The organism is Streptomyces sp. QH1-20 (assembly GCF_041283565.1).
GTDB classification, from domain to species: Bacteria; Actinomycetota; Actinomycetes; order Streptomycetales; family Streptomycetaceae; genus Streptomyces; species Streptomyces syringius.
The window spans coordinates 5,456,011-5,474,661 of the sequence record NZ_CP166299.1 but is presented as its reverse complement, the minus strand read 5'-3'; the positions used below and the strand labels follow the sequence as shown (position 1 = coordinate 5,474,661).

Here is an 18,651-nt window from a genome sequence, read left to right as displayed (position 1 = left end):
GAACCCCATGAGTGACACTTCCTCCCCCTTCGGCTTCGAGCTCGTGCGGCGTGGCTACGACCGCGGCCAGGTGGACGACCGCATTTCGAAGCTCGTTGCCGACCGTGACAGCGCACTGGCTCGCATCACGTCTCTGGAAAAGCGGATCGAGGAGCTGCACCTCGAAACGCAGAACGCTCAGGCCCAGGTCAATGACGCGGAGCCGTCCTACGCGGGTCTCGGGGCACGGGTCGAGAAGATCCTGCGGCTGGCCGAGGAAGAGGCCAAGGACCTGCGCGAGGAGGCCCGTCGGGCCGCCGAGCAGCACCGTGAGCTGGCGGAGTCGGCGGCGCAGCAGGTGCGCAACGACGCCGAGTCGTTCGCCGCCGAGCGCAAGGCGAAGGCGGAGGACGAGGGCGCCCGGATCGTCGAGAAGGCGAAGGGCGACGCCGCTTCCCTGCGGGCCGAGGCGCAGAAGGACGCGCAGTCCAAGCGGGAGGAGGCGGACTCCCTCTTCGAGGAGACCCGTGCCAAGGCCGCCCAGGCCGCGGCGGACTTCGAGACCAACCTGGCCAAGCGCCGCGAGCAGTCCGAGCGCGACCTGGCGTCCCGCCAGGCCAAGGCCGAGAAGCGGCTCGCGGAGATCGAGCACCGGGCCGAGCAGCTGCGACTGGAGGCGGAGAAGCTGCGCACGGACGCCGAGCGCCGGGCCCGCCAGACGGTGGAGACCGCGCAGCGCCAGGCCGAGGACATCGTCGCCGACGCCAACGCGAAGGCCGACCGGATCCGCAGCGAATCCGAGCGTGAGCTGGCGGCGCTCACCAACCGCCGCGACAGCATCAACGCCCAGCTGACCAACGTCCGCGAGATGCTGGCCACGCTGACCGGCGCGGCGGTGGCCGCGGCCGGCGTCCCCGGCGACGACGAGCCGATCTCCCGCGGCGTCCCGGCCCAGCAGAGCCGCTGAGCCCGTGAACGACGCCCCGTAGCGGGCTGAACGTACCCAGCGCGTCGTGCGCGAACCCCTGTGGCGCACGGGGCGCTGGGCTGTTCTCAGCCATAGTTTCGGCCATACATCCGGCCCGGTCCGCCGGTGTTCCGGACCCGCCGCCACCGGTGGCGAGGCGCCCCGGGCCCCCTTAGCGTGGGTGAATGATCGAGCTTGAGGGGCTGACCAAGCGCTACGGCGAGAAGCTCGCCGTGGACCACCTCACCTTCACCGTGCGCCCCGGGATCGTCACCGGCTTCCTGGGCCCCAATGGCGCCGGCAAGTCCACGACCATGCGCATGATGCTCGACCTGGACAACCCCACCAGCGGCTCGGTGCGGATCGACGGCAGGCACTACCGCTCGCTGAAGGATCCGCTGAAGGTCGTCGGCGCCCTGCTGGAGGCCAAGGCCTGGCACGGCGGCCGCAGCGCCCACAACCACCTGCTGTGCCTGGCCCAGAGCAACGGCATCCCCCGCGCCCGGGTGCGTGAGGTGCTGGACACCGTCGGCCTGACCTCGGTGGCCAAGAAGCGCACCAAGGGCTTCTCGCTCGGCATGGGCCAGCGGCTCGGCATCGCCGCCGCACTGCTCGGCGACCCCGAGATCCTGATGTTCGACGAGCCGGTCAACGGACTGGACCCCGAGGGCATCCACTGGATCCGCAATCTCATGAAGAACCTGGCGGCCCAGGGCCGTACGGTCTTCGTCTCCTCGCACCTGATGAGCGAGATGGCGCTGACCGCCGAGCACCTCGTGGTCATCGGCCAGGGCCGGCTGCTCGCCGACACCTCCATGGCCGCCTTCATCGCGGAGAACTCACGGTCGTACGTACGGATGCGCTCGCCCGACCACGAGCGGCTGCGGGATGTGCTCTCCGGGGCCGGGATCACCGCCCGGCCCGCGGCCGACGGCTCCCTGGAGGTGGACGGCGAGGACGCGCCGCACCTCGGCGAGCTGGCCGCGCGGCACCAGCTCACGCTGCACGAGCTGAGCCCCCAGCGGGCGTCCCTGGAAGAGGCCTTCATGCAGCTCACCGCCGAGTCGGTGGAGTACCACGCGCACGACGGCCGCCCGCCGGAGGAGGCCCGGCAGGACACGTCGGCCGCGCCGCCGGGCGGGCGCCCCGGCTGGGGAGCCGACTGGCGGAAGAAAGGGGCCTGACGATGGCGGTGGTGACGCAGGTCCTGCGCTCCGAATGGACAAAGATCAAATCCGTGCGTTCCACGGTGTGGACGCTCGGTCTGGCCGTGGTGGTGACGGTCGCGCTCGGCGCGCTGATCAGCGCATTGTCCAAAAATGAGTTCGACAAACTCTCCACGCGGGAGAAATTGACCTTCGATCCGACCTTCACGAGTTTCGCCGGGATGGGTCTCGGACAGCTCGCGATGATCGTTTTCGGTGTGCTGGTGGTGTCGAACGAATACAGCACCGGAATGATCCGCACTTCACTGGCGGCCGTTCCGCAGCGCGGCACCTTTCTCTTCAGCAAGATCACTATTGCCACGCTGCTCGCCCTCGTCGTCAGCATGATCACGAGTTTCGTCGCCTTTTTCGTCGGCCAGGCGATGCTCGGCAGCCACAAAGCGGCCCTCGGCGATCCCGGAGTTCTGCGCGCGGTGATCGGCGGCGGGCTCTACATGACGCTGATCACGGTCTTCTCGATGGGCGTCGCGACGATGCTGCGCAGCCCGATGCTCTCGCTCGGCATCCTGATGCCGTTCTTCTTCCTCATCTCCGCCATCCTCGGCAACGTCTCCGCCACCAAGAAGGTCGGCCAGTACCTCCCGGACCAGGCGGGGCAGAAGGTCATGCAGGTCGTCACCTTCGACGACGACGCCCCGTACGGGCCGTGGGGCGGGTTCGCGATCATGGTGGTCTGGGTGGTCGCCGCGCTGATCTGCGCATATGTCCTGCTGAAGAGGCGGGACGCATGAGCGCTCGGTGATCACTCCCTGACCCACCGCCGACCCTGGAAATCCCACAAATCGGGAACCGTCAACCCTCGTCTATCCTCCTAACCCTCACGGGGGCTTATTGCCCCGACCAGCTCGCGAGGGGCGGAGAATGATCGAGGCAGTCGGCCTGACGAAGCGCTACGGCGCCAAGACGGCCGTGTACAACCTGTCGTTCCAGGTGCGGCCAGGCGCCGTCACCGGCTTCCTGGGGCCCAACGGCTCCGGCAAGTCGACGACGATGCGCATGATCCTGGGCCTGGACAACCCGACGGCCGGGCAGGTGACCATCGGTGGCCACCCGTTCAACAAGCTGCCCAACGCCCCCCGCCAGGTCGGTGCCCTCCTCGACGCGAAGGCCGTGCACGGCGGGCGCAGCGCGCGGCAGCACCTGCTGTCCCTCGCCCAGCTCTCCGGCATCCCGGCCCGCCGGGTCGACGAGGTGCTCGGCGTCGTGGGTCTGCAGGACGTGGCCCGCAGGCGCTCCAAGGGCTTCTCGCTCGGCATGGGCCAGCGGCTCGGCATCGCCGCCGCGCTGCTCGGCGACCCGCAGGTGCTGCTCTTCGACGAGCCGGTCAACGGCCTCGACCCCGAGGGCATCCTGTGGGTCCGCAATCTCATGAAGCGGCTCGCCGCGGAGGGCCGCACGGTCTTCGTCTCCTCGCACCTGATGAGCGAGATGGCGCTGACCGCCGACCACCTGATCGTCATCGGGCGCGGCCAGCTGATGGCCGACATGAGCGTCACCGACTTCATCTCCGCGAACTCGGCGGACTTCGCCCGCGTCCGCACGCCCGAGGGTGAGCAGGAGAGCCGCGAGAAGCTCACCGCCGCGCTGGTCGAGGCGGGCGGCCAGGTGCTGCCCGAGCAGGACGGCGCGCTGCGCGTCACGGGCCTGGCCCTCCCCCGGATCAGCGACCTCGCGCACGGCGCGGACGTCCGTCTGTGGGAGCTCTCCCCGCACCAGGCGTCCCTGGAAGAGGCATACATGCGCCTCACCCAGGGCGCGGTCGACTACCGCTCGACCGCCGACCAGATGTCCGGCTTCCAGCAGTCCGCCCCCGGGTACGGCCAGCCGGGCGCCCCGCAGGGCTGGGCCCCGCCGCAGGGGCAGCCGCACGGGCAGCCGCAGGGCAACCCCTACCCCGTGCTTCCGGGCGAGCAGCCCAACCCGTACGCGCAGCAGCACCAGCAGCAGTTCGCCGCCGCGCCTGCCGCTCCGCAGTACCAGCAGCCTCAGCCGCCCGCCGCGGCTCCGGCCGCTCCCCCGGCGCAGCCGCCCGCCGCACCGGCTTCCGCACCCGCCCCCGCCGACCTCACCAAGCGCGACAGCGAGGACGCCCGATGACCACCCCCCAGCACCCCGCGCCCCCGCAGTCCGCCCCGCAGGGCCCGCCGCAGGGACCCCCGCAGGCCGCCCAGGCCTACGCCCAGCCGCAGCAGCCCCAGCAGCCCCAGCACGAGCAGGGCTACTGGCCGGGCACGGCGCCCGCCGGCGGCTACGTCTCGCCGATCCCGGTGCGCAAGGCCACCCTCGGGGACGCGCTCGCCTCCGAGTGGACCAAGATCAAGTCGGTCCCCTCGACGATGTGGACGCTCGGCGTCATGGTCGTGCTCGTGGTCGGCATCGGCATCCTGATCGGGACGATCTTCAAGGCGGTGAACAAGGAGGTCGACGCCTCCGCGCTGGGCCTCGGCGTCTTCGGTCTGCTGCTGGGCTCGATCTGCGTGATCACCCTCGGGGTCCTGACGATCGCCTCCGAGTACGCCACGGGGATGATCCGCACGACCCTGACCGCCTGCCCGAACCGCGGCCGGGTGCTGGCGGCCAAGGCGATCGTCTTCTTCTCGCTGACGTTCGTGATCACCTTGGTCTCCACCGCGCTGGTGAGTGTGATCAACACGGCGATGGTCGGCGATCTGGCCCTTGAGGCGACGGGCGCGGAGTGGCTCCAGGCGACCGTCGGCGTGAGCCTTTACATGGGTGCGCTGGGGCTGCTGGCGCTCGCCGTGGGCACGCTGCTGCGGCACTCCGCCGGGGCCATCACGACCATGCTGGGTCTGGTGCTGCTGCCCGTGGTGGTGGCGATGTTCATGATGTCCGAGAGCCTCTCGGACGTCCGTGAGTGGCTCTTCGAGTACTCGATCCCCAGCCAGCTCGTCGGCATCTTCGCCACCGAGGGCGGCGACGGCCTGACCGGCTGGGAACCGCTGTGGGTCATGCTCGTCATGGCGGCGGTCGCCCTGGGCGGCGCGTACGCGGCACTGGTGAAGCGCGACGCGTAACGCTGGGCGCTGAGCCTTTGCACGGACCTCGGGCCGATCCGGCCTCGCAGGGGGCTTCGCCCCCTGAACCCCGGAGAGGGGAGAAGCCGGGTCGGACCTCGCTTCACCCCCGCCCCGGCGGGCCGAGGGGGCGGCCCCCGAGGGGCGGATCTCGCACCGATCCGGCCCTCGCAGGGTCACCCTGAAACCCCGGAACGCCGGGCGGCGGGAGCCATCAGTACCGCGGTGCGTTACGAGACCGCTGGAGCCTCGCGCTCCGGCGGTCTCTCGCGTTCCAGCAGGCCTTGTGCCAGTGGCGGCGGTCCTCGACGCCGCCGCCGTACTGCGGCCAGGCGACGAGGTGCGGGACGCCGGGCGGGATCTCCTGGTCGCAGCCGGGGCAGCGATAGTGCTTGGCCGCCGAGCCGCCGCCGATCATGCGGACGTTCCACTCCTCGCCCTGCCAGCTCTCCGTGCGCTCCAGCCCGTAACGGTTGCCGACCGGTTCACGCTCGTCGCGCGGGTCGGCGGCTTGCTTGTCGGCGCCGCCTCGCGGGCGGTTTCGGCGCGGGGACACGGAACACCTCGGAGGTCTGGAAACACGGGCCGTGACCAGTATTACGCGCTGCGGCGGCCCGCCCGGGCACCCGCACCCCGGCACCACCCCCGCCCGCTCTCCGATCATCATGAAAACTTCACGCGCCGCCGTGCCCTTGGCACGTGTCGGGCGTTATTGCCTTTGGGGGGAGGCCGCGTCGGTCGCTTAGGAGGAGTCAGAGCGATGCGCGTTGGAGCTTTTGTCCTAGCCGCCCAATTCCCCGGTCAGGGCCACGGAGAAGCGCTGTACCGAGCCGTGCGGTCGGCGGAGGTGGCCGAGGAGGCCGGGCTGGACGCCGTCTGGGTGGCCGAGCACCACTTCGTACCGTACGGAGTCTGCCCGTCCGCCGTCACCCTGGCGGCACTGCTGCTGGGGCGCACGCATTCCATCGAAGTGGGCACGGCTGTCAGCGTGTTGCCGACCGTGCACCCGGTGGCCCTGGGGGAACAGGCGGCACTCCTGCATCTGACGTCCGGTGGCCGATTCACCCTCGGGGTGGGGCGCGGCGGGCCGTGGGTGGATCTGGAGGTCTTCAACTCCGGCCTCGCGGCGTACGAAGAGGGGTTCCCCGAGTCCCTCGAACTGCTGATGCGCTGGCTGCGCGAACCCCGCGTGAGCGCTGACGGGAAACGATTCGCCTTCCGCGAGGTCCCGGTCGTCCCGCGCCCGGACGAACTGCTCGACCTCTCCGGTGCCGACCGTCCCGGCCCGCCGGTCATGGTCGCCTGCACCTCGCCCGACAGTGTGCGGCTCGCGGCCCGGCAGGGGCTGCCGATGCTGCTGGGCATGCACATCGGGGACGAGGAGAAGGCGGAGATGGTGGCCGCGTGGCGCAAATGCGCCCTGGAGTACGGGAGTTCGCCGGAGGAGGTCGCGGCGGCGGGCCATGTGGCGGCCGGGGTCGCCCAGGTCGCGGACAACCGGGCCGCCGCGACCGAGACCCTGCTGAAGGCCATGCCGGGCTGGCTGCACAAGGGGCTCACGGCGCATGTGACGGTCGACGGCCGTGAGCGGCGGATGCGCGACCCGTACGCCTACACGGAGCTGCTCTGCGATCTCCATCCGGTGGGGCCGCCCCGGCTGTGCGCCGACCGGCTGGCCGCGACCTCCGAGCGCACGGGCATCAGCCGTTTCGCCCTGCTGACCGAGGGCTCGGGAGATCTCGCCGCCACCGAGGACAATCTCCGTCGGCTCGGCGGGGAGGTACTGCCGCTGCTCGCCTGAGCCGGTACGGCCGGTACGGGCCTCCTGCCCCCGGCCGTGCGCCCCCTTGTGCCCATGCCCTTCGCCCGGCTTCCCCCACCCGGGCCCCTGCACCCCTGTGCCCCCGTGTCCCCCGTGTCCCCGCGAATCGTGCGGAGCTGCCGCCCACTACTCGTCGCACACCTCCCCCCGCGAGGAGCGGCAGCATGGGCGGATCAGCAGTCCCGCAGCTCCGGGGACTGGTTCAGCAGCTGGCCCCGGATCGAGGTGAAGCGGGCCAGGCGGTCGTCCACCGCCGGGTCGAGCGGGAAGACGGCCACCCGATGGCAGTTCTGGAACGCCAGGCGTACCCCGAAGTGTCGCTGGAGCGCACCGCGAATCGCGTCACTCGCAAGGGCGCGCAGCAGCTGACCGCGCGCATGCTCGTCCGGCGGCGGCGTCCGGTTGTCGGCGAATGCGCCGCCTTCGACCTTGAGCTGGACCACCAGAGAGCTGACCATTTCCCACGCGTACGGCAGGGAGTTCCGGACGCAGTCGACGAATTCCGCTTCGTCGACCTCGCCTCGCTCGGCCTGTTCAAGGAGGGCCGGTGAGACGTCGAGCGACATGGGTTCTCCTCTCGAGGACCCCGCGAGCGGGGTCACAGGGATGGGCGGGCGGACGACGACGCCCTGTGCCCGTACGGCGACCGCCCGCTTCAACGGTAATTCGGCCACTGCTGCCGCACCAGGAGAACGCACATACAACTGGCCATCCAGCGCCCTCCATCGAACGGGTTCTTCCGGGGCGAATCGCGTCGAGCGGCAGGAGTCGAGTAGCGTGACCCACCATGCGTCTCGTCATTGCCCGTTGCTCCGTGGACTACGCGGGCCGGCTCACCGCCCACCTTCCTTCCGCCCCGCGTCTGATCCTGGTCAAGGCGGACGGCAGCGTCTCCATCCACGCGGACGACCGGGCCTACAAGCCCCTCAACTGGATGTCCCCGCCCTGCACGCTGAAGGAGGGCGACGGCAGCGTGTGGACGGTGGTGAACAAGGCGGGCGAGAAATTGATCATCACCATGGAGGAAGTCCTCCACGATTCCTCGCACGAGCTGGGTGTCGATCCCGGTCTGGTGAAGGACGGCGTGGAAGCACACCTTCAGGAGCTGCTCGCGGACCGCATCACCACGCTCGGTGACGGATACACCCTGATCCGTCGCGAATATCCGACGGCGATCGGCCCCGTGGACATCCTCTGCCGGGACGCCGACGGCGCCACCGTGGCCGTGGAGCTGAAGCGGCGCGGCGACATCGACGGCGTCGAGCAGCTGACCCGCTATCTCGAGCTGCTCAACCGCGACCCGCACCTCGCCCCCGTACGAGGGATTTTCGCCGCGCAGGAGATCAAGCCGCAAGCACGCGTTCTGGCCACCGACCGCGGCATCGGCTGCGTCGTCCTGGACTACGACGCGATGCGCGGCATCGAGGACGACAAGCTGCGGCTGTTCTAAGGACCGGGCGCCCTGCGGGGTTGTCCTGCCGACGGCGGGCCGTCTTGCCGCCTGCGGCGGCGGGCGCCCTGCGGGCGCGTCCTCAATCGCCGGACGGGCTGATTTCAGCCCGTCCGGCGATTGAGGACACCGCCGCGCAGCGGAGGTGCACCCGGCACGGCCTACACAGCGGGAGCGCTACCGCTGCCCGATCCGCCCGGCGCGGGGCCGCTCGCGGAGTTCGAGCTGCCGGCGGGGGACGAGGGAGGCGTCGGATTCTGCGTCGGCGGCTCGGGGTCCTTCGTGGGCTCCTGCGTCTTCGTCGGCGTCGGCTTCTGCGTCGGCGGCGTGGGATCGCCACCGCCCGGCGTACGCGTGGGGCTCTTCGTCGGCCCGCTCGACGACGACGGCGTGCCGGACGGCGAGCCGCTGTCGCTCGGGCTCGGCGAGGTGCTGCCGGAGGCGCCCGGCGAGGACGGCGTGGCACCCGGGCTCTGCGACTGGCCCGGCTTCCCCGTGCCGCCCGGCGCCTGCGGGCGGCCGGTGGCGCCCGGCGCCGGCTGATCGGCGTTGAGGGTGTTGTCGCCGTCCTGCTGGGACGCCGACTGGTCCGGCTTCACCTGGTCCGACGGCTTGTGGTTGGGGCCACCGGAGGCCGCGCCGAGCGTGACGACCGTGCCGAGGACGCCCGCGAGGAGCGCGCCCGCGCCCGCCGCGATCAGATTGCGCCGGGCCCGGCCCGCCATGAGTCTCCTGGCCCACGGCTCGCGGTGCGCCGGGCGGCCCGGGCCGCTCTGCGCGACGGGCCCGGAGGCGGATGCCCCCGCGGGCCCGGTCTTGCCGCTGTCCGCGCCGAAGCGGCCCACGACCGTGGTCGCCCCCGAGTCGTGGGAGCGGGCCGCGGGCACGGCGTAGGGCGGAGTGAGGGACTGCTCGCTCCGCGCGGCCGGGATCTCCTCGGCCGCCGGGGCGGGCCCGTCCTCGCCGGGCAGCGGCGGCAGCGGGGGCACGCCGGGGACGCCGCGCATGCCCATCGCCAGCCCGGAGCGGTCGGCGACCAGCGCGAGCGCCCGGCGGCCGGCGACCGCGCCGCGCTTGTCGGCCATCACACCGCGCAGCCCTATCGAGGCCTCCAGCTCGGCGCGGGCCCGGTCGAGGTTGCCGGTGCACAGCGCCAGCACGCCCAACTCGTGGTGGAAATACGCTTCTTCGCCGACCTCGCCCGACATGCGCGCGGCCGCCTGGCCGTGCCGCAGGCAGCGCTCCCAGGCGCTCCAGTGGCAGGCGGCGGCGAAGGCGGGCGCCGCCGTACGGGCCAGCAGCACCGCGGCCGCCGGGTGTCCGGCCTCGCCGTCGGCGACCAGCACGGCCATCGCGGCGAGGATCGCGTCGGCCTCGGCGGCGGCCCGCTCGGGGGCGACGGAGGGGTGCCCGGCCCACCAGGCGTAGTGCTGCGCGGCGGAGTGCGCGCGGGCGGCGGTGTCGGTGCCGTAGCCCTCGGCGAGCAGCTGGTCGGCGACGCCGGCCGCGAGCCGGTAGTGCGCGCCGACGGCGGTGATCAGCCCGCTGGCGAGCAGCTCGCCGACGGCGGCGTCCGCGTGGGTGTCACCGGCCAGCGCGGGCAGGTGGGCCTGGTGGGGGACCTCGCCGCCGAGGGCGAGGGCGAAGCTCAGGGTGTCGCGGGCGACGTCACTGAGCCGGGAGGCGAGCACGCCGACGGGCGCCGCGCTGACGGCGAGGCTCGGCAGCGGCGGCTTGACGTCGCCGCCGGCCTCCTCGGGCCCGCCGGCCGCGTCGGCCACGTAGGGCCGCTCGGCGAAGACGCCGAACTCGTCGACGGCGGCGGGGTCGGCGCCCGTCCGGTCGCGGTGCCGCAGCAGGGCCCCGGCCTGGACGAACCGCAGCGGCAGCCCCTCGGACTCGAACCACAGGTCCGCCGCCCAGTCGGCTTCCTCGTCCGTGAGCGGTCGCTCCACGGACCGCTCCAGCAGCTCCAGGCAGCCGGTGCGGTCGAGGCCACCGAGGAAGACCTCTTCGAGGTGCGAGTCGGGGGAGGGCGCGGCGACGTCAGGCGTGGCCGCGAGGAGGAAGGCGCACTCGGGGGTCGCGTCGAGCAGCTCGTCGAGCGCGCTGCCGCCGAATTCGAGGTCGTCCAGGACGACGATCGCGCCGATCTCGTGCACCGCCGCCAGGACCCCGGCCCGGTCGGGGCGGTTCAGGGGCGCGTGGTGGACGGCGGCGAAGAGCTCGTAGAGCAGATCGGCGGGGGTGCGGTGGTAGCCGCTGAGGCGGACGACGCCGTCGGGGGCCAGGCCCTCGACGTCGGTGGCGACGGCGTCCAGCAGGGCGGTGCGCCCGGAACCGGCGGGGCCGGTGAGGCGCACGGAACGGCCGCGGGAGAGCAGCCGGGTCAGCCGCTCGCGCTCCTCGTCCCGCTCGACCAGCGGCAGCTCGGGGCCGACGGGGCGGGCGGGCGGCGGCGGGGCCGCGGCGCGGCGCAGCTCGGCACGCTCGTCGGCGCCGTGCCGCTGGGGGCGGGCGGGCAGCCGGCCGGGCGGGCAGGGCTCTATTTCGCTGCCGTCGACGGGGTTGACGGTGAGCAGATAGTCGCCGGTGACCAGCTGGACGACCCGGACGGGGCCCTGGCTCGGGGAGTCGGGCGCGCTCGACGACGCGGCCGCGGGCTCCGTCCGCGACGGCTGCTGCGGGCCGCCGTCGGCGGACGCGCGGACGTCGTCGTGGAAGTCCTCGGATCCCGGGTTCGTCGGGTCCATGGTCAAAAGCCCCCCAGATGCGTGGCGTGCCGTCCTGCCCTTTCGGCCTGACCTTCGCTTCTGGTCCGGTGCCCGCCGTGGGCGTACTTATGCGGCCTTTTCGTGTGCGGCGGGAAAACCGAACCTCAGACCTGCGCCCAGTATCTACGACCGCCGGGGGCGGATGCCGCCGGGGCAGATCACAGTCTTATGAGGATCTGATGCCGGAGGGGGTCGGAGGGGAACGAGGGACGGCGGACCGGGGTGACGTCCTGAAGGGGCGGGCAGGTCAGACGCGGGGCAGGGACTCCGCCTCGATGCCGCCCTCGATGGCGAGGATGCGGTGCAGCCGGGTGGCGACCAGGAGCCGCTGCATCCGGTCGGGGACCCCGCGCAGGACGAGCCGTCGGCCGGTGCGGCCGGCCCGGCGGTGGGCTCCCATGATCACCCCGAGTCCGGTGGCGTCCCAGGAGTCCAGCTCGGTCAGGTCCAGGACGAGGTCGCCCCGGCCGGCGTCGAGCGCGGAGTGCAGCAGGCTTCGGGCGTCCGCCGCGTTACGGACGTCGAGGCGCCCCCCGACGACCAGCTCGGCGTGGTCGCCCCTGATATGCATATGCGCTCCCGGGAGTGGTCGATGATGTGGGTGTGGCCGTACTGAACTGACTGCCTCTCACACGACAAAGTTGCCGCCTGTAAGCGAACCGATACCGAATTCACCCCGGAGGGTGAATTCGATTGGGCGTTACAGGCTCAGTGCTGGTAAAAGCCCTGCCCGCTCTTGCGGCCGAGGTCACCCGCGTCCACCATGCGGCGCATCAGCTCCGGCGGTGCGAACTTCTCGTCCTGGCACTCGGTGTAGATGTTGTCCGTGGCGTGCATCAGGATGTCGACACCGGTCAGGTCGGCGGTGGCCAGCGGCCCCATCGCATGACCGAAGCCCAGCTTGCAGGCGATGTCGATGTCCTCGGCGCTGGCCACCCCGGACTCGTACAGCTTGGCCGCCTCGACGACGAGCGCCGAGATGAGGCGCGTGGTGACAAAGCCCGCGACGTCGCGATTGACGACGATGCAGGTCTTGCCGACACCCTCGGCGAACTCCCGCGCGATGGCGAGCGTTTCGTCACTGGTCTTGTACCCGCGAACGAGCTCGCAAAGCTGCATCATCGGCACCGGCGAGAAGAAGTGCGTCCCGACGACGCGCTCCGGGCGCTGCGTGGCGGCGGCGATCTTGGTGATCGGGATGGCGGAGGTGTTGGAGGCGAGGACCGTCTCGTCCTTCACCAGCCCGTCCAGGGTGCGGAAGATCTCGCGCTTGGTGTCGACGTCCTCGAACACCGCCTCGACGACGATGTCGGCGTCGGCGGCCGCGTCCAGGTCGGTGGTGGCCGTGATCCGGGCGAGGGCCGCCTCGGCGACGTCCGCGTCGAGCTTGCCCTTGGAGACGAACTTGTCGTACGAGGCCTTGATGCCGTCCGTACCCCGCGTGAGCGCCGCGCCGGTGACGTCCCGCAGCACGACGTCCCACCCGGCCTGGGCGGAGACCTGTGCGATCCCGGAACCCATCAGACCGGCTCCGATGACGGCGAGCTTCTTGGCCACTGCTGTCCCCTTAATCCCTGTTCACTTACGGTCTCTGGCCCGGACCTTAGCGTCAGTGGGCGCGCCGTTGGGAAGGAAGAGATGCGCGTCACGTCCCAAATGACGGACGTCACACTGGACAGCCCAGCGGCCTGACCACACCCCGCAGTTGAGCCACTCCAGCCCCAGGATTCACACGGTCGGCCGTACGGTCCCACCGGCGTAGCCGAGCAGCTTCTCCCCCATCAGCTCCTCCATCTCGTCCAGCAGGACGAGCGCGTCGCGGGAGGCGTCCACCGCCGTACGGCCCGTCAGCAGCGCGCGTCCGATGTGCTCGGTGAGCCGGGCCAGCACCCAGGTGAGCTGACCGGCCACCAGTTCCGGCAGTACGTCACCGGGCGCGGCCCCGGCCTCCTCGGCGAGGGTGACCGTGAGCGCCTCGGTGGCCTGCCGGTCCATGGCAGCGAGACGGGACGTCAGGGCCTGCGAGTCCCCGATGACCCGCAGAAAGCGGTCGTATCCGTCGATCAGCCCGAGGCGCGGCGACACGGCCACGGCCTCGGCGCGCAGCGCGCGCAGCACGGCCCGGGCGGCCGACTCGCCCTCGGCCCGGCCCCGGACGACGGACGGCAGCCAGTCGACGACGTCGTCCTGACGGTCGAGGAAGAGGTCTTCCTTGGCCGGGAAGTAGTTGTACACGGTGTTGACGGACACGTCGGCCGCCGCCGCGATCTCCGCGATCGTCACGGCGTCGAATCCGCGCTCCAGGAACAGGCCGGTCGCGACATCGGAGATGTGCTGCCTGGTCTGCCGCTTCTTCCGCTCCCTGAGCCCCTCGGTCATGGCCCCATCATAGCTTCGCTGGACTCCATGAAAACTTGGGGTCATTGCAAACTTTAAGAGACTCTGCTTTTCTTGCGGCCATGGACGCACCCGATCGGCTCAGCATCAGCGCCACCGGGCTCACCCGGACCTTCCGCACCGGGCGAGGCCCCGTCGAGGCCGTACGCGGCATCGACCTCACCGTCCGCGAGGGCGAGATCCTCGGTCTCCTCGGCCCCAACGGCGCGGGCAAGACCACCACCCTGCGCATGCTCACCACGCTCCTCTCCCCCACCGGCGGCACCGCGACCGTCGCCGGCCACGACCTCGCCCGCGACCCGGCGGGCGTACGGCGCCGCACCGGGTACGTCGCCCAGTCCGGCGGCGTCGACCCGACCGTGTCCCTGCGCGAGGAACTGCTCACCCAGGCCCGCCTCTACCGGCTCCGCAAGGCCGAAGCCGCCGCCCGGGTCGAGGAACTCACCCTCGACCTCGGTCTCACCGGGCTCCTGGACCGCCCCTGCGGCGCACTCTCCGGCGGCCAGCGACGCCGTCTCGACCTCGCCATGGCCCTGACCCACCGCCCCGAGGTGCTCTTCCTCGACGAGCCCACCACCGGACTCGACCCCGGCAGCCGCGCCGACCTGTGGGACCTCCTGCGCCGCGTCCGGGCCGAGTGGGGCACCACCGTCGTCCTCACCACCCACTACCTCGACGAGGCCGACGTGCTCGCCGACCGGCTGGTCGTCGTCGACCGGGGCGCCGTCGTCGCCGAAGGAACCCCGGCCGCCCTCAAGACCCGATACGCCGGCTCACCCGACGCGAGCCTGCAAGCCGCCTTCCTCGCCATCACCGGGCGCACCGCCACGCCCCGGGAATCCGCCCCCGTAGCCGTCTAGGAGCCACCGCGATGCCCCCTGTCCCCGCACTCCTGTCCGACACGGCGCTGGTCTTCGGCCGCTACGCCCGGCAGACCCTGCGCTCGAAGATGGCCGTCACCTTCGGCATGCTGATGCCGCTGCTCTACCTCCTCCTCTACGGGCCCCTGCTCACCGACGTGCCGCTCGGCGCCTCGGGCAGCTCCTGGCAGATCCTCGTCCCCGGACTGCTGCTCCAACTCGCGCTGTTCGGCGCGGGCTTCGCCGGGATCGGGCTGCTGATGGAGAAGCAGCACGGCGTCGTCGAACGCATGCGGGTGACCCCGGTCAGCCGACTGGCCCTGCTGCTGGGGCGGGTGCTGCGCGACGCGGTGCTGCTGACCTTCCAGGCCGGGCTGCTCGTCCTCGCGGCCGTCGCCATGGGACTGCGCGCGCCGCTGCCCGGCGTGCTCATCGGCTTCGCCTTCGTCGCCCTGCTGGCGGCCTCGCTGGCGGCGCTGTCCTACGCGCTGGCCATGAAGGCCGCCGCCCCCCAGGCCTTCGCACCGGTCGTCAACGCCGTCAATCTGCCCGCGATGCTGCTGTCGGGCCTGATGCTGCCGATGTCGCTGGCGCCCGGCTGGCTCGACGCGCTCTCCCACCTGATGCCGCTGCGCTATCCGGTCGACGCGGTACGGGCGGCGTTCATCGGCGACTACACGGCGCCCGCCGTGCTCCACGGCACCCTCGCGGCGGTCGCCCTGGCCGCCGTCTCCGTGGCGGCGGGCACACGGCTCTTCCGTGCGGCCGGTGCGTAGCTAGGCTCGGACCCATGGTCAATCTGACGCGCATCTACACCCGCACCGGGGACGACGGCACGACCGCCCTCGGCGACATGAGCCGCACCGTGAAGACCGACACCCGCATCGCGGCGTACGCCGACGCCAACGAGGCCAACGCCGCGATCGGCGTGGCCATCGCGCTGGGGCAGCTGCCGCAGGAGGTCGTCAAGGTACTCGTCCGGGTGCAGAACGACCTCTTCGACGTCGGGGCGGATCTGGCGACGCCGGTCGTCGAGGAGCCGAAGTACCCGCCGCTGCGGGTCGAGCAGTCCTACATCGACAAGCTGGAGGCGGACTGCGACCACTTCCTGGAGGACCTGGAGAAGCTGCGCAGCTTCATCCTGCCCGGCGGCACGCCCGGCGCGGCCCTGCTGCACCAGGCGTGCACGGTGGTCCGGCGCGCCGAGCGCTCCACGTGGGCGGCGCTGGAGCTGCACGGCGACATCATGAACCCGCTGACGGCGACGTACCTCAACCGGCTCTCGGACCTGCTGTTCATCCTGGCGAGGACGGCGAACAAGGAGCTCGGGGACGTCCTGTGGGTGCCGGGCGGGGATCGCTGAAGCCCGGCGTGTCCCGGCCCTACCCCCGTCGAGGGCCGGGACACGAGGTCAGAGCTTTTCGAAGGTGCGGGTCCCTTCCTCGGAACCCGCTCCGCCCTTCGGCTCCTTGGGCCAGATCGTGTAGCTCGCCGCGATGAGCAGGTTGATGCCGATCACGAAGTACATCTTCGTCTGCCAGGCACGCAGCGAGCTGATGTCGCCCGAGTCGCCGACGTACCAGATCGCGCCCTGGAGCAGGCCCATGGCGACAACCGCCGCCAGTACCCAGCGGCCGGCTGTCTTCCACTCGTGGACCGCGCGCGCCCTGCCGTACTTCGGCGCCTTGACCGGCGGGGGGCCGCCCGCGAAGCGGTAGGCGAAGCGCTGGTCGACCCACTTGATCGTGGAGTGGCCCAGACCGACCGACCAGCCGATGTAGACCGCCGCCAGACCGTGCTTCCAGTCGGCCTCCGCGCCATTGCGCAGGTCCATCGCGGTGGCGACCAGCAGCACCAGCTCCAGCACGGGCTCCAGCAGCAGCACGGCCGCGCCGGTGCGGGGCATCTTCGCCAGGTAGCGCAGGCTCAGGCCGACGGCCAGCAGCACCCAGAAGCCGACCTCACAGGCGATGATCAGCGTCACGATCACGGGTCTCTCCTTCCCTTACCGCCCCCTTCGTTCGGGACCCCTCCAGCGTCGCCGCCGACGGCTTCCGTTTCGTCGTCGCGCGTGACGATCCCGCGCTGCATCCTTCGATGTACCGAAGTCCGTCACGAAGCGCCCCGCAGGGGACGTCCCCACCCGCTCCGACGTGCTGTGATGGACCCATGCCGGTCCGCCTCCCCAGCCGTCCCCACCGTGACGACGTCCTCATCGCGGCCGTCGGGCTGCTCGGCGGGCTCACCCTGTGGTTCCTCGGGCTGAGCAACAACCCGCCGATGCTCGGGCTGCCGAAGTGGCTGTGTCTGGTCGCGCTGGGCATCATGTGCGGCACCGAGCTGCTGCGCCGCAGCGCCCCGCTGACCGGGCTCGCGATCGGCACGGTCACGATCGTGCTCGACATCTGCACGGGTTCGCTCGTCGCGACGATCGCCATGTACACGGACGTCGTGTACGCGGCCGCGCTGTACGGGCGGCTCTCCGTCGCCCGGCGCATCCCGCGCGCCTGCGAGCTGGTGACGGGCATCGCGACGCTGCTGGCCCTGGCCGTCATCCGGAAGCCGGAGGCGCTGCTCATCGGCTTCGGCATCGGCGTGCTGACCATCGCCCCCGCCTGGACCGGTATCGGGCTCCGTGCACATCGGGACGCCGCCCACGCGGCGCGGCTGGAGGCCGAGCGAACCGCGCTGCTGGCGGAGCTGGACCGGCGCGAGGCGGTCGGCGCGGAGCGCGCACGGATGGCGCGCGAGCTGCACGACATGGTCGCGGGGCATCTGTCGGCCATCGCGATCCACTCCACGGCCGCGCTGTCGATAGGCGATGCGAAGGCGTCCGGTGAGGCGCTGACCGTGATCCGGGAGAACAGTGTGCAGGGGCTCGCCGAGATGCGCCGTCTCATCGGACTTCTGCGGGACGCGGGCCCCGACGAGGAGCCCGCCGCCTCGCCCCGGCTCGACGGCGTCGACGCGCTGCTCGCCCGGGCCCGTACCACCGTGCGCGACGACCGCTTCGTCTTCGTCCTGCGGGACGCGCGCGGCCCGGGCGCCCTCCCGGCGCCGGTGGAGCTGGCGGCGTACCGCATCGTGCAGGAGTCGCTGACCAACGCCGTCAAGCACGCGGCGCCGGGCGAGGTGGCAGTGGAGCTGTCCCGCGACGGGCACGGCGGCGCGGCGGGCGCCGGGCCGCTGACCGTGCGGGTGACGAGCGCCCTGAGCGGCGACCAGCACGGCCCCCGGGCGCCGGGTGCGGGAGCCGGGCTGGTCGGCATGCGGGAGCGGGTCGCCCTGCTGGGCGGGGAGTTGGAGGCCGGCCCGGTGGCCGGATCCGACGGAGAGAAGTTCTGGGAGGTACGGGCGGAGCTGCCCGTGGAAGAGGAGGGGACGCCATGACGGACCGCGAGACGGGCAACGGGCACATCCGCGTGGTGGTCGCCGACGACCAGTCCGCCGTGCGGTCCGGGCTGGTGCTCATCCTGCGTTCGGCGCCCGGCGTCGAGGTCGTCGGCGAGGCCCCGGACGGCGAGGAAGCCGTACGGCTGGCCCGTGAGCTACGGCCCGATCTGGTGCTGATGGACGTCCAGATGCCCCGCCTGGACGGGGTGTCGGCGACCCGGCTGATCGTCGCCGAGGGGCTGGCGGACGTCCTCGTGCTGACCACCTTCGACCTGGACGAGTACGTCTTCGGGGCGTTGCGCGCGGGAGCGGCCGGGTTCCTGCTCAAGAACAGCGAGGCCGCCGATCTGGTCGCGGCCGTCCGGACCGTCGCGCGCGGCGAGGGGCTGATCTCCCCGGCCGTGACGCGCCGGCTGATCGCGGAGTTCGCCCGCCCCGTGCCCTCGCGGTCGGCGAACGCACCCGACCCCGCCGTCCTCGACGTCCTGACGCGCCGCGAGCGCGAGGTGCTGGCGGCACTCGGGGCGGGGCTGTCGAACGCGCAGATCGCCGAGCGGCTGGGGATGGCGGAGGCGACGGTGAAGACGCACGTCAGCCGATTGCTCGGAAAGCTGGAGCTGCGCAGCCGGGTGCAAGCGGCCGTGCTGGCCCAGGAGTTGGGCCTGGTCCAGACCTCTTGACCGTTGGTCCAGACCTTCTTACTCTCCCCTCACAACTGTGGTGAGGGTGTTCAAATAACGCACACTCA

The 18,651-nt window shown here is 71.8% G+C and carries 19 protein-coding genes; 12 read left to right on the top strand and 7 right to left on the bottom strand.

Annotated elements, in window-relative coordinates:
* Positions 1 to 7: 7 nt before the first annotated feature.
* From AB8O64_RS24995 to AB8O64_RS24975, 5 genes are all read left to right on the top strand, one after another.
* Positions 8 to 946 (top strand): cellulose-binding protein, encoded by a 939-nt coding sequence (locus AB8O64_RS24995; protein ID WP_130879962.1) that lies wholly within the window; start codon positions 8 to 10, stop codon positions 944 to 946.
* A 185-nt stretch (positions 947 to 1,131) separates the two neighbouring features.
* Entirely contained in the window at positions 1,132 to 2,130 is a 999-nt protein-coding gene (locus AB8O64_RS24990; protein ID WP_370421523.1) for an ABC transporter ATP-binding protein, read from the top strand.
* Positions 2,131 to 2,132: 2 nt separating this feature from the next.
* Complete coding sequence (locus AB8O64_RS24985) at positions 2,133 to 2,903, top strand: ABC transporter permease (RefSeq protein WP_356455957.1); 771 nt, start codon at positions 2,133 to 2,135, stop codon at positions 2,901 to 2,903.
* 130 nt (positions 2,904 to 3,033) lie between these two features.
* On the top strand, positions 3,034 to 4,269 hold the full coding sequence (locus tag AB8O64_RS24980; protein WP_370421522.1) for an ABC transporter ATP-binding protein: 1,236 nt from the start codon (positions 3,034 to 3,036) through the stop codon (positions 4,267 to 4,269).
* On the top strand, positions 4,266 to 5,207 hold the full coding sequence (locus AB8O64_RS24975; protein WP_370421521.1) for an ABC transporter permease: 942 nt from the start codon (positions 4,266 to 4,268) through the stop codon (positions 5,205 to 5,207). The genes AB8O64_RS24980 and AB8O64_RS24975 overlap by 4 nt, the downstream gene beginning before the upstream one ends.
* A 214-nt stretch (positions 5,208 to 5,421) precedes the next feature.
* On the opposite strand, the gene AB8O64_RS24970 is transcribed toward AB8O64_RS24975, so the two are convergent.
* Entirely contained in the window at positions 5,422 to 5,763 is a 342-nt protein-coding gene (locus AB8O64_RS24970; protein WP_130879956.1) for an ATP/GTP-binding protein, read from the bottom strand.
* A gap of 204 nt (positions 5,764 to 5,967) precedes the next feature.
* On the opposite strand from AB8O64_RS24970, the gene AB8O64_RS24965 reads away from it, so the two are divergent.
* The gene (locus AB8O64_RS24965) at positions 5,968 to 7,008 is read left to right on the top strand and encodes an LLM class flavin-dependent oxidoreductase (protein ID WP_370421520.1); all 1,041 of its coding nucleotides are present in this window, start codon (positions 5,968 to 5,970) and stop codon (positions 7,006 to 7,008) included.
* Positions 7,009 to 7,202: 194 nt separating this feature from the next.
* Here the strand turns inward: AB8O64_RS24965 and AB8O64_RS24960 are convergent, their stop codons facing one another.
* Positions 7,203 to 7,595: an SCO5389 family protein gene (locus AB8O64_RS24960; protein WP_365379224.1), complete on the bottom strand. Its 393-nt coding sequence runs from the start codon at positions 7,593 to 7,595 to the stop codon at positions 7,203 to 7,205.
* Positions 7,596 to 7,816: 221 nt separating this feature from the next.
* Here AB8O64_RS24960 and nucS point away from each other — a divergent pair, with 221 nt between their 5' ends.
* Complete coding sequence (nucS, locus tag AB8O64_RS24955) at positions 7,817 to 8,479, top strand: endonuclease NucS (RefSeq protein ID WP_130879953.1); 663 nt, start codon at positions 7,817 to 7,819, stop codon at positions 8,477 to 8,479.
* Positions 8,480 to 8,640: 161 nt separating this feature from the next.
* Here nucS and AB8O64_RS24950 read toward each other — a convergent pair whose 3' ends face one another.
* The 4 genes from AB8O64_RS24950 to AB8O64_RS24935 form a co-directional block, all read right to left on the bottom strand.
* Positions 8,641 to 11,232, bottom strand: coding sequence for an ATP-binding protein (locus AB8O64_RS24950; protein WP_370421519.1), 2,592 nt, complete (start codon positions 11,230 to 11,232; stop codon positions 8,641 to 8,643).
* 268 nt (positions 11,233 to 11,500) lie between these two features.
* Positions 11,501 to 11,824, bottom strand: a complete 324-nt coding sequence (locus AB8O64_RS24945) for an STAS domain-containing protein (RefSeq protein ID WP_130879951.1) — start codon at positions 11,822 to 11,824, stop codon at positions 11,501 to 11,503.
* A 137-nt stretch (positions 11,825 to 11,961) separates the two neighbouring features.
* A complete protein-coding gene (locus AB8O64_RS24940; RefSeq protein ID WP_130879950.1) occupies positions 11,962 to 12,810 on the bottom strand; it encodes a 3-hydroxyacyl-CoA dehydrogenase family protein in 849 nt (282 codons plus the stop codon).
* Between the two features lie 171 nt (positions 12,811 to 12,981).
* The gene (locus AB8O64_RS24935) at positions 12,982 to 13,632 is read right to left on the bottom strand and encodes a TetR/AcrR family transcriptional regulator (RefSeq protein WP_370421516.1); all 651 of its coding nucleotides are present in this window, start codon (positions 13,630 to 13,632) and stop codon (positions 12,982 to 12,984) included.
* Between the two features lie 80 nt (positions 13,633 to 13,712).
* Between AB8O64_RS24935 and AB8O64_RS24930 the strand changes: the two genes are divergently transcribed.
* Genes AB8O64_RS24930 through AB8O64_RS24920 form a run of 3 tightly spaced genes read left to right on the top strand, consistent with a single transcriptional unit; the run spans position 13,713 to position 15,873 of the window.
* Entirely contained in the window at positions 13,713 to 14,510 is a 798-nt protein-coding gene (locus AB8O64_RS24930) for an ABC transporter ATP-binding protein (protein WP_370421514.1), read from the top strand.
* An 11-nt stretch (positions 14,511 to 14,521) separates the two neighbouring features.
* A complete protein-coding gene (locus AB8O64_RS24925; protein WP_370421512.1) occupies positions 14,522 to 15,286 on the top strand; it encodes an ABC transporter permease in 765 nt (254 codons plus the stop codon).
* 14 nt (positions 15,287 to 15,300) lie between these two features.
* Positions 15,301 to 15,873: a cob(I)yrinic acid a,c-diamide adenosyltransferase gene (locus tag AB8O64_RS24920; RefSeq protein WP_356453983.1), complete on the top strand. Its 573-nt coding sequence runs from the start codon at positions 15,301 to 15,303 to the stop codon at positions 15,871 to 15,873.
* Between the two features lie 48 nt (positions 15,874 to 15,921).
* Here the strand turns inward: AB8O64_RS24920 and AB8O64_RS24915 are convergent, their stop codons facing one another.
* Positions 15,922 to 16,500 carry a hypothetical protein gene (locus tag AB8O64_RS24915; protein ID WP_370421510.1) on the bottom strand — a complete coding sequence of 193 codons (579 nt, stop codon included), beginning with the start codon at positions 16,498 to 16,500 and terminating at the stop codon, positions 15,922 to 15,924.
* 179 nt (positions 16,501 to 16,679) lie between these two features.
* On the opposite strand from AB8O64_RS24915, the gene AB8O64_RS24910 reads away from it, so the two are divergent.
* Positions 16,680 to 17,900, top strand: a complete 1,221-nt coding sequence (locus AB8O64_RS24910; protein ID WP_370421508.1) for a sensor histidine kinase — start codon at positions 16,680 to 16,682, stop codon at positions 17,898 to 17,900.
* Positions 17,897 to 18,583: a response regulator gene (locus tag AB8O64_RS24905; protein WP_370421507.1), complete on the top strand. Its 687-nt coding sequence runs from the start codon at positions 17,897 to 17,899 to the stop codon at positions 18,581 to 18,583. The genes AB8O64_RS24910 and AB8O64_RS24905 overlap by 4 nt, the downstream gene beginning before the upstream one ends.
* Positions 18,584 to 18,651: the final 68 nt, after the last annotated feature.

Coding starts and splice junctions, on each gene's coding strand:
- AB8O64_RS24995 (WP_130879962.1), top strand. CDS start 8: ATGAGTGACACTTCCTCCCCCTTCGGCTTCGAGCTCGTGCGGCGTGGC.
- AB8O64_RS24990 (WP_370421523.1), top strand. CDS start 1,132: ATGATCGAGCTTGAGGGGCTGACCAAGCGCTACGGCGAGAAGCTCGCC.
- AB8O64_RS24985 (WP_356455957.1), top strand. CDS start 2,133: ATGGCGGTGGTGACGCAGGTCCTGCGCTCCGAATGGACAAAGATCAAA.
- AB8O64_RS24980 (WP_370421522.1), top strand. CDS start 3,034: ATGATCGAGGCAGTCGGCCTGACGAAGCGCTACGGCGCCAAGACGGCC.
- AB8O64_RS24975 (WP_370421521.1), top strand. CDS start 4,266: ATGACCACCCCCCAGCACCCCGCGCCCCCGCAGTCCGCCCCGCAGGGC.
- AB8O64_RS24965 (WP_370421520.1), top strand. CDS start 5,968: ATGCGCGTTGGAGCTTTTGTCCTAGCCGCCCAATTCCCCGGTCAGGGC.
- AB8O64_RS24960 (WP_365379224.1), bottom strand. CDS start 7,595: ATGTCGCTCGACGTCTCACCGGCCCTCCTTGAACAGGCCGAGCGAGGC.
- nucS (WP_130879953.1), top strand. CDS start 7,817: ATGCGTCTCGTCATTGCCCGTTGCTCCGTGGACTACGCGGGCCGGCTC.
- AB8O64_RS24950 (WP_370421519.1), bottom strand. CDS start 11,232: ATGGACCCGACGAACCCGGGATCCGAGGACTTCCACGACGACGTCCGC.
- AB8O64_RS24945 (WP_130879951.1), bottom strand. CDS start 11,824: ATGCATATCAGGGGCGACCACGCCGAGCTGGTCGTCGGGGGGCGCCTC.
- AB8O64_RS24935 (WP_370421516.1), bottom strand. CDS start 13,632: ATGACCGAGGGGCTCAGGGAGCGGAAGAAGCGGCAGACCAGGCAGCAC.
- AB8O64_RS24930 (WP_370421514.1), top strand. CDS start 13,713: ATGGACGCACCCGATCGGCTCAGCATCAGCGCCACCGGGCTCACCCGG.
- AB8O64_RS24925 (WP_370421512.1), top strand. CDS start 14,522: ATGCCCCCTGTCCCCGCACTCCTGTCCGACACGGCGCTGGTCTTCGGC.
- AB8O64_RS24920 (WP_356453983.1), top strand. CDS start 15,301: ATGGTCAATCTGACGCGCATCTACACCCGCACCGGGGACGACGGCACG.
- AB8O64_RS24910 (WP_370421508.1), top strand. CDS start 16,680: ATGCCGGTCCGCCTCCCCAGCCGTCCCCACCGTGACGACGTCCTCATC.
- AB8O64_RS24905 (WP_370421507.1), top strand. CDS start 17,897: ATGACGGACCGCGAGACGGGCAACGGGCACATCCGCGTGGTGGTCGCC.